Source organism: Sorangium sp. So ce327 (genome assembly GCF_051530205.1).
Lineage (GTDB): Bacteria > Myxococcota_A > Polyangia > Polyangiales > Polyangiaceae > Sorangium > Sorangium cellulosum_B.
This window is the reverse complement of record NZ_CP150330.1, coordinates 5325862-5340085: the sequence shown is the minus strand read 5'-3', so window position 1 is coordinate 5340085 and position 14224 is coordinate 5325862. Positions and strand designations below refer to the sequence as shown.

Annotated in this window: 9 protein-coding genes; 6 read left to right on the top strand and 3 right to left on the bottom strand. The window is 70.7% G+C overall.

Features of this window, described 5'->3' with window-relative positions; genetic code table 11:
• The first annotated feature begins 68 nt into the window (after positions 1 to 68).
• Entirely contained in the window at positions 69 to 1202 is a 1134-nt protein-coding gene (locus tag WME95_RS19990) for a hypothetical protein (RefSeq protein ID WP_437909950.1), read from the top strand.
• A 280-nt stretch (positions 1203 to 1482) separates the two neighbouring features.
• Entirely contained in the window at positions 1483 to 4737 is a 3255-nt protein-coding gene (locus WME95_RS19985) for a UvrD-helicase domain-containing protein (RefSeq protein ID WP_437909949.1), read from the top strand.
• Positions 4738 to 4903: 166 nt separating this feature from the next.
• On the opposite strand, the gene WME95_RS19980 is transcribed toward WME95_RS19985, so the two are convergent.
• A complete protein-coding gene (locus WME95_RS19980; RefSeq protein ID WP_437909948.1) occupies positions 4904 to 6514 on the bottom strand; it encodes an SEL1-like repeat protein in 1611 nt (536 codons plus the stop codon).
• Between the two features lie 478 nt (positions 6515 to 6992).
• On the opposite strand from WME95_RS19980, the gene mgtE reads away from it, so the two are divergent.
• A complete protein-coding gene (gene mgtE, locus WME95_RS19975; protein ID WP_437909946.1) occupies positions 6993 to 8426 on the top strand; it encodes a magnesium transporter in 1434 nt (477 codons plus the stop codon).
• Positions 8427 to 8465: 39 nt separating this feature from the next.
• Positions 8466 to 8756 (top strand): SelT/SelW/SelH family protein, encoded by a 291-nt coding sequence (locus tag WME95_RS19970; protein WP_437909944.1) that lies wholly within the window; start codon positions 8466 to 8468, stop codon positions 8754 to 8756.
• A 64-nt stretch (positions 8757 to 8820) separates the two neighbouring features.
• Here WME95_RS19970 and WME95_RS19965 read toward each other — a convergent pair whose 3' ends face one another.
• Positions 8821 to 9813: a serine O-acetyltransferase gene (locus WME95_RS19965; protein ID WP_437909943.1), complete on the bottom strand. Its 993-nt coding sequence runs from the start codon at positions 9811 to 9813 to the stop codon at positions 8821 to 8823.
• Between the two features lie 7 nt (positions 9814 to 9820).
• The gene (cysK, locus tag WME95_RS19960) at positions 9821 to 10813 is read right to left on the bottom strand and encodes a cysteine synthase A (protein WP_437909942.1); all 993 of its coding nucleotides are present in this window, start codon (positions 10811 to 10813) and stop codon (positions 9821 to 9823) included.
• Positions 10814 to 11585: 772 nt separating this feature from the next.
• Between cysK and WME95_RS19955 the strand changes: the two genes are divergently transcribed.
• Both WME95_RS19955 and WME95_RS19950 read left to right on the top strand, forming a co-directional pair.
• A complete protein-coding gene (locus WME95_RS19955) occupies positions 11586 to 12824 on the top strand; it encodes a hypothetical protein (RefSeq protein ID WP_437909940.1) in 1239 nt (412 codons plus the stop codon).
• 200 nt (positions 12825 to 13024) lie between these two features.
• On the top strand, positions 13025 to 13936 hold the full coding sequence (locus WME95_RS19950) for a hypothetical protein (RefSeq protein ID WP_437909939.1): 912 nt from the start codon (positions 13025 to 13027) through the stop codon (positions 13934 to 13936).
• Positions 13937 to 14224: the final 288 nt, after the last annotated feature.

Sequence of the window (14224 nt, the reverse complement as noted above, 5' to 3'; positions counted from 1 at the left end):
GGCTTCGGCGCTGGGCTCTCGGTGCCGTCGCCGTCCCGGTGCTCTCCGGGGCCGGGTTATGGATCGCGGTGCACCGCATCCCATGGATGGGCCCGCTCGTCGCGAACGGGCTGCGTTCGGTGATCGGGGCCGAGAACGTGACGGCCCTCGAGGAGACCGCCTACGCCCTGGAGGATCGCGTCCACCAGCTCTGGCGCAAGGACGAGCCGCCGAAGACGTACTGGGAGGTGCCCGAGCCGCCGGGCCCTGCCGCGACCGCCTCACCGTCGGCGGCTGCAACGCCGAGCCCGGCCGCGGGGGGCGCCGGCGCGGCGGCGTTCCGGCCGACGGACGTCGGCCCCTCGCACGCGGCCTGGTCGGCTCCCGGCGACGGGCGGTGGGTGCCCATCGCGGATCACGCCCATCCGAGCGACGCGCCGCGCCTCCACAAGACGCTGCTCCACCCGGATCCGAACCGCTCCTGGGCGGAGCTGTTCATCGTGGCGGTGGATCTCGCGCGGGTCGATGTGCACCTCATGGCCGGCTCCCGGGAGCCGGCGGCGACGACCGAGGAGGGCAAGCCCTACGAGCGGCCCGCGAAGATCCCGGAGGCGGACCACGGGCGGCTGCTCGCGGCGTTCAACGGCGGCTTCATGACCGAGCACGGCCAGTGGGGGATGCGGGTCGACGGCGTGACGCTTGTGCGCCCCCGGGACCAGGGCTGCACGCTCGCGCGGCGCGGCGACGGACGGCTGCAGATCGCGCCATGGACCAGGCTTTCGGCGGGAGAGAGCGACATGCCGTGGTGGCGGCAGACGCCGAGCTGCATGGTCGACGAGGGCGAGCTGCACCCGCTGCTCCGCGCGCCGCAGGTCCGCAACTGGGGCGCCACGCTGGACGGCAACACGGTGATCCGCCGCTCCGCGGTGGGGCTCGACCGCGACGGCAAGGTCCTCTACGTCGGGATCAGCAATCACACGACGGCGCCCGCCATCGCGCTCGGCATGCAGCACGCCGGCGCCTCGGCGGTGGCGCAGCTCGACGTGAACTGGTCGTACCCGAAGTTCCTCCTCTACGAGCCGGGTGAGGGCGGCGCCCTCGCGCCGGTCGCGCTGGCGAGCGGCTTCGAGTTCTCGGAAGACGAGTACATCCGCAAGCGCTCCCTGCGCGATTTCTTCTACCTGACCCGCAAGACCCCGGCGCCCTCGACCGCGACCCCGTGACCTCGTGATGCCTCGCAGCGGCCGGCGGTCCCCTCCGGACCGGGGCTCGCGCCCGCGCGTGTAGGTTCGGGGCGAGCATCTCTTGCCACACGGGCGAGCCCGTCGAACGGCATTGCATCGAGCGAGCGCCTTTTGCCACAGGACAAGGACTCTCACGCATCGCAGCGCATTGCGATCAGCCTACCTCAATTTCCAGCCATATTTCATCGAGATTGCTGGTATCCGCGATTGACAGCGCGAGGGAGCTCGATAGGTAAACGGCACCTCACGGCGGAACACCATGCGTTTTTATGCAGACCTCCATGTGCACTCGAAGTACTCCCGCGCGACGAGCAGCGATTGCGATCTCGCGCATCTGAGCTACTGGGCTCAGCGCAAGGGCATCGCGGTGCTGGGCACGGGGGACTTCACCCATCCAGCGTGGATGGCCGAGCTCCGCGAGCACCTCGTGCCCGCCGAGCCCGGGCTCTTCCGCCTGCGGGACGATCTCGGCCGCGCGGTCTCGGATCGGCTCCCCGGGGCCTGCCGCGGAGAGACGCGCTTCGTCCTCTCGGTGGAGATCTCGACGATCTACAAGAAGGGAGATCGGACGCGGAAGATCCATCACCTCCTCTACGCGCCCAGCTTCGACGCGGCGGAGCGCATCGTCCGCGCGCTCGCCAAGATCGGCAACCTGACCGCCGACGGGCGGCCCATCCTCGGGCTCGATTCGCGCCACCTTCTCGAGATCGTGCTGGAGGCCGGCGAGGGCTCCTACCTCGTGCCGGCGCACATCTGGACTCCCTGGTTCTCGGTGCTGGGCTCCAAGGCGGGCTTCGACGCGGTCGAGGAGTGTTATGGCGATCTCGCGCCCCACATCTTCGCGCTCGAGACCGGGCTCTCGTCCGATCCTGCAATGAACTGGCGGATCTCCGGGCTCGATCGGTACCGGCTCGTCTCGAGCTCGGACGCGCACTCGCCCGCGAAGCTCGGGCGCGAGGCCACGGCCTTCGACGCCCCGCTCGACTACTTCGCGATCCGGCGCGCCCTGGAGACCGGTGAGGGCTTCGGGGGCACGGTGGAGTTCTTCCCGGAAGAGGGCAAATACCACCTCGACGGCCACCGTAAGTGCAATGTCGTGCTCTCGCCCGCGGAGACGCGGGCGCTCGCCCTCGCCTGCCCCGTGTGCGGGCACCCGGTCACGGTGGGCGTGCTGCACCGGGTCGAGGAGCTCGCCGATCGCGACGAGGGCGTGCGCCCCGAGGGCGCGAGCGAGTTCCGCAACCTGGTGCCGCTGCCCGAGGTGCTGGCCGAGCTCCACGGCGTGGGCGCCGCCAGCAAGGTGGTGCAGCGGAGCTACGACGGGGTGCTGTCGCGCATCGGCCCCGAGCTGTTCCTCCTCGGCGACGCCCCGCTCGACGAGATCGAGCGCGCCGGCACGCCCCTGCTCGCCGAGGCGATCGCGCGGATGCGCGAAGGGCGCGTGATCCGCGACGCAGGCTACGACGGCGAGTACGGCGCGATCCGGGTCTTCCAGCCGGAGGAGCTCGCGCAGCGCCGCGGGGGCGGGCTCCTCTTCCAGCCGGAGGCCGCGGCGCCGCAGCCGCCTCCCTCGGTGGCGCGCGCTCCCGCGGCGTCGCGCCCCCCTCCGCGCCGCGGCCGGGCCGACGCGGCGCCTCGCCCGGCCCCGGCCGGCGAGGTGTCCCGCGGCGCGCCGCCTGCGCCGCCCGGCGCAGCGCCGCTCGACGCGCTCGACCCGGAGCAGCGGGCCGCGGCGGAGATCACGGACGGCGCGCTGCTCCTCCTCGCGGGGCCAGGCACAGGCAAGACCCGCACGCTCACGCACCGGATCGCGCACCTCGTCCTCGATCTCGGGGTCCCGCCGGAGCAGTGCCTCGCGATCACCTTCACCCGCCGCGCCGCCGACGAGCTGCGGGAGCGGCTCGGCGCGCTGCTCGGCGAGGCCGGCGGCCGCGTGCCCGCCATGACCTTCCATGCGTTCGGCCTCTCCCTGCTCCGCGAGCACGCGCAGGCCGCGGGGGCCGCGCCGCCCGCGATCGCCGGCGAGCGCGAGCGGACGGCGCTGCTCGCCGCGGCGCTGGGCGTCCCGGACCGGCGGGCGTCCCGGTTGCTCGCCGACATCGCCGCGCTGAAGCGGCGCTGCCCGCGCCACGCCGACGCGCACGGGTCGCCGGCCGCGGGCGGCGAGATCGACCGCCACGTGGACCGCGCGTGGAAGGTGTACGAGGACGAGCTCGCCGCGCGCGGGCTCCTCGACCTCGACGACCTGATCGGGCACGCCGTCCTGCTCCTGGAGCAGGAGAGCGGAGCGCTCGCCGCGGCGCGCGAGCGGGCCCTGTATCTCTCGATCGACGAGTACCAGGACATCGATGAGCGCCAGTACCGGCTGGTGCGCGCGCTCGTCGCTCCCGGCGGGAACGTCTGCGCCATCGGCGATCCCGATCAGGCGATCTACGGATTCCGCGGCGCGGACGTGGGCTTCTTCTTCCGTTTCCAGCAAGATTTCCCGGCGGCCCGCGTGGTGCGGTTGAAGCGGAACTACCGCTCGTCGCACCCCATCGTCGAGGTGGCGCTCCAGGTGATCGCACCCTCACCGACGCTCGGCGCGCGGGAGCTCCTGCCGAGCGCGGGCGGCGTGGAGCTCGTGGCCTTCTACGAATCGCCGACGGAAGCCGCCGAAGCCGAGCGCGTGGTCCACACGATCGAGCGGATGCTCGGCGGGTCCACGTTCTTCTCGATGGATAGCGGGCGGGTGGGCGATCCTGCCGGGAGCGGCGACTATTCCTTCTCGGATTTCGCGGTGCTCTACCGGACCGAGGCGCAGTCCGAGCGGCTCCGGGAGGCGTTCGCCCGCTCGGGGATGCCGTTCCAGCGGCGCTCGGATCGCCGCCTCGCCGAGCGCGCGGGCTCGGAGGCGCTCGCGCAGGCGCTCGCCGCCGCACCGCCGGGGCCGCTCGCGGGGCGCCTCAAGGCGGCCGCGGCGCGCCTCCGCGAGGAGGTGGCGCAGCCCGGTCTCGCCGGCGCTCCGCCCGAGGAGGGCGCGGCGAGCGCGGCGTGTCTGCGCGAGGCCGACGTGGACGCGGCGCTGGAGCTGCATCTCGCGCTCGCGGAGCGCTGCGGCGGCGACGTCGATCGTTTCTTGATCGAGCTCGCGGTGTGCTCCGAGATCGACGCGTGGGATCCGCGGGCCGACCGCATCTCGCTGCTGACGCTGCACGCGGCCAAGGGGCTCGAGTTCCGGGTGGTCTTCCTCGTGGGGTGCGAGGACGGCCTGCTCCCGCTCCGGTTCCCCGGCAGGGACGAGACGGACGTCGTCGAGGAGCGCCGGCTCTTTTATGTGGGCATGACGCGGGCGCGAGAGCGGTTGTTCCTCACCCGCGCCATGCAGCGCGCGCGGCACGGCAAGGTGGTTGAGACCGAGGTGTCGCCGTTCGTTCGCGAGGTGGAGGAGCGCCTGCTCCTTCGGGCCGGCCCGTCGCCCGAGGCGCAGCGGGGATCACGCGCCGGGGCCGATCGTCAGATGAAGCTGTTCTAGAGCGGCGGTCACCCGCACAGGAGACGGCCCCAGCCAACACAGAGCGGCGGTCACCCGCACAGGAGACGGGCCCAGATCGGCGTTTTCGGCGCGGAAGCGCACTCCTGTGCGCTGAGCACCGAAAACGTCGAGATGGGCCCGTATCCGAAGCGGGTGACCGCCGCTCTTAGTGCGGCGCGCCGCCGAGCCGCTTCTGGGCTGCGCACGCCGCCTTGTCCTGCGTCCGCATGCACTGGTCTGCGTAGAACGTCCGAGCCCGCTCCTTGTCCTTGCGCTCCAGGAGCGGGCCGAACGCGTCGCACGCCTTCTTCTCGCCCCACTGCGTGCAGGCCTTCTCGTAGAGCGAGTAGGCCCGCTCCGGATCGGCCGTCACGCCGTCGCCGCGCTGCCAGATCTCGGCGGCCCGCAGGCAGCCGCCCGTCCCACACACCTTCTCGTAGAGCGCCGCGGCGCGCGACATGTCCTTCGGAATGCCGTTCCCCTTCTCGTACATCCCGGCGAGGCTCAAGCACGCATCCGCCCCGAACCCCTTCTCCGGACAGCCCCTCTCGAAGAACGAATACGCCTTCGCGACGTCCTTCGGAACGCCGTCGCCCTGCGCGTAGACCGAGCCGGCGGCGTTGCAGGCGCGCATGTCCCCCAGGCTGCAACCGTGGCTGTACGCCGCGATCGCCTTCACCCCGTCCTTCGGCGCGCCCTGCCCCTTGCGCAGGATGTCGCCGAGATCGACGCAGTCCTCGGACTGGCCGCCCTGGCACGCGCGCTGGAGCACGCCGACGGCGACCCCCACGTCCTTCGCCGCGAGCTTCCCCTCGACCAGCATCTTGCCCAGCGCGCTGCAGCTCGGCCCGTGCCCGAGATCGCAGCCGCGCCGGAGGAACGCGACCGCGCGCGTCGGGTCCTTCGGGAGGACCGCCTGCGGACCTTCGCTGAGGTACCACTCGGCCACGCTGAAGCACGCCCAGCCGTCGCCCATCTCGCACGCCTTGTCGGCGAACTCTCGCACCTTGGCCCGCCCCGCGGCGTCCGGGGGGACCTTGGCGCTCTTCATGTCGCGCAGGAGCTGCTTCGCCCTCGCATAGCAGGCCTGCGTGACGCCGGCGCCGCACGCCTTCTCGAACAGCTCCGCCGCCCTCGCGTCATCGCGCGGAAAATCCTTGCCGCCCAGGTACTGAATCCCGAGGTGATAGCAGCTGCCGACATCACCCTTCCCGCACTCCGCCGCGCAGGAGCGGGCGTCGTTGGGCTCGCACAGGTGCGCGGGCGCGAGCGCAGGCGGGGAGCACTTCGCCCCGCTCGGCACCGTCCCGAGCGGGCACAGGCTCGACAGCTTCGGGAACTCGTCTTCCGCCTGCTTCACGGGAGCCTCGGCCGCCGCCGCCTTCTTCGTGAGCAGCGGGACGAGCTCCAGGCGCAGCGGCGCATGGCAGCGCTCCGTCGGCGCCTGCGCGTCGGGCTTCGCGGCCCGGCAGGCGTCGAGCTCCCCTTCCTTGCTCGTGGTGCCGCCCTGGCCCGCCGTCGCGGCCGCCCCGAAGACCTGATCCACCGTCCGCGCCGTGCCCCGGCTGCCTGGCGTCATCGCGAAGGCCCCGAGCAGCGCGGCGCGCACGAAGTGCGTCGCGCCCTCGCAGCTGCCCGAGAGATCCTGCGCCGAGGAGGAGGCCACCGTGGTCGCCATCTTCCCCGTCGGCACGAGCGCCACGTCGATCGCGGCCGAGCCGCCGCCCTCGATCGCGGTGCTCAGCGCCGGGGCCCCGAAGGGGACGTTCGCCTGCATCTCCGCAGGGTTTGTTAATTGTATTACTTTTTCTGCCCGGGTCACGCCAGCGAAGGAGTAGCTCCCCGGGAGCTTGCACTGCGTGAGGAGCTTCAGCGTCGTGCAGTCGTAGGAGACGACGGCGATGCCGTCTTTCATCGCGAGCCCGAGATCGGAGCGGCGTGTCGTGAGCCAGTCGACGATGAGCGGCTCGGCGTGGCCGATGGCCGGACACCCGCCGCTGGTCGTGCTGGCGGTGCTCTCCGGCGAGACAGTGGGCCGGGGAGGATGCACGACCACCTCGGGTTCCAGGCCCGGTCCACAGGCCATCGCTCCGAGCGAGAGCCCAACCACGCACAAATCGAACGCGCGCTTCATCGGGCCGACAGAACCATGAGCCATGGGGTCTGGTCAATACGGCGAGCGCGACCGCACGCGGCATACGACCGGCCGCGCGGACCCGGGCTATGCTCGGCGCGCCCCCGCGCCCGGAGCCGCCATGAGCACGCCCAGGTCCCAGGAGAAACTGCAAGAGAGCCTGAGCCTGGTGACTACCCTGCTCGAAAAGCAACGCGTCATCGAGACGCTGACGCACAAGCAGGAGAGCAAGAACAAGGAGCTCGTCGAGGCGCTGGTTCACCGGCAAAATCTCGCCCTGCTGCAGAGGAAGCTCAGGGATCTGCACCCGGCGGACCTCGCTCACATCATCGAGGTGCTCCCGCAGGCGGATCGCCTTGTGGTGTGGGCTGAGCTCGAGCCCTACCGCGCCGCACAGGTGCTGCTCGAGTCCTCGCGGTCGGTCCGCGACTGGCTCGTCGCGGAGACGGAGCGCCCTCGCCTCGTCGCGCTGCTAGGCCAGCTCGATCCAGACGATCTGGCGTACATCAACGAGTCGGTCGATCCGGAGATCGTGGCGGAGGTGTACCAGTCGCTCGACGCGCGCGAGCAGTCGCTCTTCCAGTCGACGATCGCGTACCCGGACGGCTCGGTGGGCCACCTGATGAGCCCGGAGCTCGTCTCGGTGCGCGAGGGCCGCGACATCGGCGGCGCGCTGGAGGACGTGCGCCGGCGGGGCGAGCTGCCGCCGCACACCGAGGCGCTGTTCGTTGTCGACGCGCGCAACGTGCTCCGCGGCGCGCTGTCGCTCAAGGACCTGCTGCTCCGCGAGCCGCGCGCGCAGGTGAGCGCTGTCATGTCCACGGACGTGGTGAGCTTCACGCCGCAGGAGCGCGCGAGCGACGCGGCCAGGGCGTTCGAGCGTTACGACCTCATCGCCGCGCCGGTGGTGGACGAGCGCGGCAAGCTCGTCGGCCGGCTGACGGTGGATGTGATGATGGACTTCCTGCGGCGGCAAGCCCAGAGCGAGGCGCTCTTGCGCGCGGGCCTCGCGGGAGAGGAGGACTATTTCGCGCCCGCGTGGACGAGCGCGAAGAACCGCTGGCTCTGGCTCTTCGTCAACCTGCTCACGGCATTCCTGGCCTCGCGGGTCATCGGCATCTTCGAGAGCACCATTCAGGATCTCGTGGCGCTGGCGGCGCTGATGCCCATCGTGGCGAGCGTCGGCGGCAACACGGGCAATCAGACGGTGGCGCTCGTGATCCGCGGCCTCGCGCTCGACCGGCTCACGCGGGTGAACACGGGGCACCTCCTGAAGAAAGAGCTCTTCGTCGGCCTGATGAACGGCGCGGTCTGGGGCACGGTCGTGGGGCTCGCGGCCGCCGCCCTCTACGGCAGCGTCCCGCTCGGTCTGGTGATGGCTGCGGCCATCCTCCTGAACCTCGTGGTGGCGGCGATGGTCGGGTGCGCGGTGCCGCTCGCGCTCCAGCGCATGGGCCGCGATCCGGCCCAGGGGTCGAGCGTCCTGCTCACGTTCACCACGGACAGCATGGGCTTCTTCATCTTCCTCGGGCTCGCCAGGGCGTTCCTTGTCTGAGCCCGCCCGCGCGCCGCGCGCTCGCGCTACGATCCAGCCATGGATACCGCCCCCGCCCCGCAACGGCCGCTCGTCGCGATCCGGTATTGCCCCAAGTGCCGCTGGCTCACGCGCGCGGCCTGGCTCGCTCAGGAGCTGCTGATCACCTTCCCTGACGAGATCGACGTGCTCCTGTCGCCGGGCGAGAGCGGCATCTTCGACATCACGCTCGACGGCGCGCCGCTCTTCTCGCGCTCCGTCGAAGGGCGCTTCCCCGAGCCCAAGGAGCTCAAGCAGGCGATCCGCGACCGCGTCGCCCCGGAGCGCCCTCTCGGCCACTCCGATCGATGAGGCGCGCCTGGCGCTCTGCAGCGATCTCCGCCCGCCTCTGCGCCATGCAGAGCAGAGCGGCGGTCTAGATGTCGAAATCGAGGATGCTGTCCGGATCGGAGCCGCCGACGGCGGGGGTGCCGTGGGGCGGCGACGCGACCCGCAGCCTCGGGGCCTCGAGCGCGACGCGCTGGCCGCCGGCGACGCTCTTCGTGAGGAACACCGAGCCGCCGACCACGCTCCCCTGCCCCAGCACCGTCTTGCCGCCGAGGACCGTGGCGTTCGCGTAGATGGTGACGCTGTCCTCCACGGTGGGGTGGCGCTTCAGGCCGCGCGCGCCCCGCGAGTGCTGCGGCAGGGACAGGGCGCCGAGCGTCACGCCCTGGTAGAGCTTGACGTGCTCGCCGATGTCGGTCGTCTCGCCGATCACGACGCCGGTGGCATGATCGATGAAGAGGCTGTCACCGATGTTGGCGCCTGGGTGGATGTCGGCGCCCGTCCTCGTGTGCGCCCACTCGCTCATGATCCGGGGCATGAGCGGCACGCCGAGCAGGTACAGCTCGTGCGCGACCCGGTGCACCGTCACGGCGAGGAGGCCTGGATAGGCCAGGATGATCTCGTCCATCGACGCCGCCGCGGGATCGCCGTCGTAGGCCGCCTGCACGTCGAGCAGGAGGCGCCGCCGGACCTCCGGCAGACGGGAGATGAACACCCGCGCCACGTCGCGCCCCCGCTGCCGGCACCTCGGGACGTCGAGGCGGTCCGCGTCGACGGTCTCGTCCTGGAAGCACAGACAGCGCTCGATCTGCCGCTCCAGCTTGTCCCGCAGCGTCGAGACCAGGGTGCCCACGTGGTAGAGCAGGTCCTCGTCCGACAGGTCCTGCCGCCCGTGGTAGCCCGGGTAGAAGATCTGGAGCAGGAGATCGATGATCTCGGTGATCTCCTGGCGCGACGGGGTGAAGCGCTTGTTGATGTGATGCCCGCGCGTATCCGCCCGGTAGCTCGCGATCAGCGCGTCGACGATGCCGTGCAGGTCGGCCGACGCCTCGGAGGGGGCAGCATCACACTTCTTGCTCACGTCGACCTCACGAGGCCTTCATGGCCTCGACCTCGGAGAACATTCCTTCGAAGAGGGGCCCCGAGAGGTACCGCTCGCCGGCGTCCGGGAGGATGACCACGATGGTCTTTCCTTCCCACTTCGGATCCTTCGCGAGCCGGCCCGCCGCGACCATGGCCGCGCCGCAGGAGACGCCGCAGAGGATGCCCTCCTCGGACGCGAGGCGTCGCGACATGGCGATGGACTCGTCGTTCGAGACCGTCTCGACCTGGTCCACGAAGGAGAGGTCGAGGTTCTTCGGGACGAAGCCGGCGCCGATGCCCTGGATCTTGTGCGGGGACGGGGTGAGCGGCTGGCCGGCGAGCGTCTGCGAGATGACCGGCGAGTGGACCGGCTCCACCGCGACGGAGTGGAGGGCGCGGCCGCGGCCGCGCTCGAAGTAGCGGCTGACGCCGGTGATCGTGCCGCCGGTGCCCACGCCCGAGACGAGGACGTCGACGTTGCCAGCGGTGTCGTCCCAGATCTCGGGGCCTGTGGTGGTCTCGTGGATCGCGGGGTTCGCCGGGTTCTCGAACTGCCGCATCAGCACGTACCGGCCGGGGTCGGAGGCGGCCAGCTCCTCGGCCTTGGCGATGGCGCCGTTCATCCCCTTGGGGCCCGGCGTCAGGAGCAGCTTGGCCCCGAGGGCGATGAGCACCTTGCGCCGCTCCATGCTCATCGTTTCGGGCATGCTGAGCACGCACTCGATCCCCCTCGAGGCGGCGGCGAAGGCCAGCGCGATGCCGGTGTTGCCGCTGGTCGCCTCGACGATCGCCTTGCCGGGGCCGAGCACGCCCCGCTGCTCGGCGTCCCAGACCATGGCCGCGCCGATGCGGCACTTGACCGAGTACGCCGGGTTGCGCGCCTCGATCTTCGCCAGCACCGTCGCGCGCGCGCCTTCGATCACGCGGCGGATGCGCACGAGCGGCGTGCGGCCGATGCTCTGGGTGTTGTCTTCGTAGACGCGGGGGAAGCTGGTCATGGGGGGCCCGTGCGGGTGAGTGGGGAGGAAAGAGGAGATCCAGAGGCGCCCCGCGCTGTCAAGGTCCACGTGCGCCGCACCTGGGTCGCGCCGTATTTCCAGAGCGCAGCGAGGCGTCGTCCGTCGCTGACGTCGGGGCGACGCCTGTAGCGCCAGCTCGCCCGGCGCGCGCGCCGCGCTCAGCGCGCCCCCTCGTCGGTGAACCGTTGGACGTGCAACGGTCGACGCGCAGGGCCGGCGAGACACCCCGGTGCATGGAGGTCAGTCCGGCCATGAGCGGTCGTGCGGTGGACGGCGCGAAATCGATTACGCGCTCTGCGCGAAACGCAGGAGCCATCCAGATCCTCCTCGGAGGGCGGACTGGCTTGCTTCGGCGCGGCCTCGGCCTCACCGCGCCGGCGCTCGGGTGTCCCGAGTTCCCATGAGCCACAGGGCATGACGCAGCGCGACCAAGGTGACGGGGAGAGCGGCCAATTCATGAGAGATTTTGCCGGATTGCGTCATTCCTGATCTGCTGACGCTTGAACATTCACGTCGTACCACGCCGTGCCACGTCGGAGCACCGACGGCTCAGAGGTGCTCACGAGCGCTCACGAATCCCGGAACCACGGGGCTACTACGTGCGCGAGCAAGGTGCTTCCCTGGGCAATCGATGAACCACCATGGGACTACGTCGGACCAGGTCCACTTCCTTGACGCATGCGCATGCGAACCTATCATGTAGAATTTTAGCTCTTGCCATGAGTGGCATAGGCCTCGCATCATCGCTGACATGTTCCCCGCTGAGCCCCCTTGCGCGGAGGTCCAACTGCCGCATGACGAGGATGAGCCCACTTTAATTTTCCGTCGTCCGCCGGCGTCGATTGGGGGCATGGCGATGCCGTTCGAATCGCCGGCTCCGGTCATGGCATCTCCGACGCGGCGTTCCACGTCGCGCCTCATCGCCTTGAGCGCGGGTGCCGGCCTGGCCTTCGCGGCGGTGGTGGGCGGGCTCGTCTCGATGCAGCTCGGCGCGGCGGGCTTCGATCTCCGCGCAGGCTCGGCGCTCCAGCCTGCCGCGGCCGCCGCGGCCGTCCTGCGGTCGACGGGGGTGGCGGCGCGGGTCGAGGCGAAGGCCGAAGCGGCCGCGCCGCTCCAGGCAACGCCAGCAACGGCGGCGCCGGCCCTCGCAGCCGCGGATCGGGCCGACGCGACGCTCGATCGAACGGGGGTGATCCCCATCCCTGACGGGATCATCACGATCCCCGCGTCGTTCGCCTCGGCGGATGGGGCGTACGATCTGGTCATCCACTTCCACGGGGTCAACGACGTTGTGCAGGCGGGGTTCGATCGCGCCCGGCTCAACGCGGTTGTGATGATCATCAATCTGGGCATCAGCTCTGGCGCGTACGAGACCCAGTTCTCGATCCGCTCCTATCTACCGGCGTTGATGGCGAAGGCGCAGACGGCGCTCGAGGCCCGTGGGCTGCGCGGCGCCCGGCTCCGGCGCGTCGCGCTCTCGGCGTTCAGCGCCGGGTACGCCGCGGTTCGCGGGCTCCTGAACCAGCCGGGGTTCACCGACAAGGTGGACGCCGTGCTCCTCCTGGACGGCATCCACACCGGCTACATGCCGCTCGACCACAGCCTGGACATGGAGCGCCTCAAGCCGTTCAGCCGCTTCGCCGAGCTGGCGGCCGCCGGCAAGAAGATGATGTCGATCACCCATTCGGAGATCACCCCGAACGGCGATTACGCCGGCACTCACGAGAGCACGGACGCTCTCCTCAAGCTCACGGGCGCGCAGCGCTCCCCGGGCGCTGGCGCGGACGAGCAGGCGATCTACGACCTGACCGGAGAGGCGAGCGAGGCGAAGCTCCGGTTCGCCCCCCTGTCCGAGGCGCACAGGGGCGCGTTCCATGTCCGCGGCTACGCGGGCACCCAGAAGCCAGATCACGTGAGGCACCTCACCCGCATGGCGGAGACCGCGCTGCCTGATCTGGTGCGCCACTGGAGCGAGCCGCCCGCGCAATGATGGGTCGCGCGTCGGGGGCGCGCGAGCCGTCGTACGGAGAAGCGTATTACGGAGACCGGGGCGTCTTCATTTGAGAATTCGTCGCGGGGCGGCCTTGGGGGGATAGAGTGCGAGTGCCGGTGAGAAAGCCGGTCAGCGGATCCCGCTGATCTGCGTTTGACCCTGGCTCCAGCGATCGTCCTCTGCTACCGCGCAGCGCGATGGGTCAACCGGACCTGTTCGCCAAGCGAACGTTCGCCGAAGAGACGGAGCGCCTCACTGGAGGTGCCATCACCTGGCAGGATCCACCGGAGATCCGGCTCGAGAAGGTGCAGTGTGATGGCTTGCTCCTGATCCACCGCCCGGCTCTCCTGGTGGAGCTGACCGCGCCTTGGCCCGAGGCGCGTGGCCACGAGGAGGTGATGGTCGAGCTGAAGCTCGCCGGGGATCACGTGGATCGGAAGGCGATAGAGCGGGCCCTCTTGCGGCGGCAGGCGAGGCAGCTGCAGCGGGTCGAGCAGGAGGAAGAGGCGCCGCCCTGGGTAGGCCACGAGCCGCTCTGGCTGGTCGCTCCTCACGTGCCGGAGTGGCTGCAACGGGTGTACGCGCCCACGCGCTTCGCGCCCGGCTGCTACCGCGTGGAGCCGCTCGGGCACTGGGTGCTGTGGGTCGCGGCGAACGAGCTCCCCCTGCGTGACGAGCTGATCGCTTTCCTGGTCGCCCGTTCCGGGCGAGCCCTCGACGAGTTCGGTCGGTGGGTAGCCGGACGCCGGCCCATCGAGTGGGTGCTGGCCATGCTAGAGTACCTGGCGATGTCAGCGACGACCCGAGAGGAGCTCCTGTGGAGGTTCGGCAAGGCCGAGGACCCTGAGGTGGAGGCCCGGCGGCAGCGCATCCTCGAGGTGTTGCTCGAAGCGAGCCCGCAGGTCCAGGAGCGGCTCATCGACAAGGGCATCGGCAAGGGACGTCTGGCCGAGGCCCGCGCCGCCCTGCGACGTGTGCTCGCTCGCAGGCAGCTCGCGCTGAGCCCGTTGGACGACGCTCGCATCGAGGCGTGCGTCGAGCTGGCGACCCTGGAGCGGTGGCACGACCAGGCCATCACAGCGACGAGCGTCTCCGAGGCACTGCAGTAGCTCGGTCCGGCACCGGGCGTATCCCTGTCGCTCGCCCATCACGGCAGCGCTTGACCCGTTCACGCCGTCCGGAACGACCATCCGACGATCACAGCGGCGGGCAACGCGCAGCACCATCGTTGCAGCGTGTGTTCTATCCCCGATTTCCTCGAGTCCGTCCTTCCTTGATCTAAACCGCCCCGCGCGGTCCTGCGCACCTGTTCATTCCAGGCGCCGTGGCAGACGTGGGAACTCGGATGTTGCGCGGGAGCCTGTGCGCCAGGATCCGAGGAGCTTTGCTGCGCAGAG

Excerpts from the sequence above, each read along its gene's own strand:
- WME95_RS19985 (WP_437909949.1), top strand. The coding sequence starts at position 1,483 with ATGCGTTTTTATGCAGACCTCCATGTGCACTCGAAGTACTCCCGCGCG.
- WME95_RS19980 (WP_437909948.1), bottom strand. The coding sequence starts at position 6,514 with ATGCAGGCGAACGTCCCCTTCGGGGCCCCGGCGCTGAGCACCGCGATC.
- mgtE (WP_437909946.1), top strand. The coding sequence starts at position 6,993 with ATGAGCACGCCCAGGTCCCAGGAGAAACTGCAAGAGAGCCTGAGCCTG.
- WME95_RS19970 (WP_437909944.1), top strand. The coding sequence starts at position 8,466 with ATGGATACCGCCCCCGCCCCGCAACGGCCGCTCGTCGCGATCCGGTAT.
- cysK (WP_437909942.1), bottom strand. The coding sequence starts at position 10,813 with ATGACCAGCTTCCCCCGCGTCTACGAAGACAACACCCAGAGCATCGGC.
- WME95_RS19955 (WP_437909940.1), top strand. The coding sequence starts at position 11,586 with ATGTTCCCCGCTGAGCCCCCTTGCGCGGAGGTCCAACTGCCGCATGAC.
- WME95_RS19950 (WP_437909939.1), top strand. The coding sequence starts at position 13,025 with ATGGGTCAACCGGACCTGTTCGCCAAGCGAACGTTCGCCGAAGAGACG.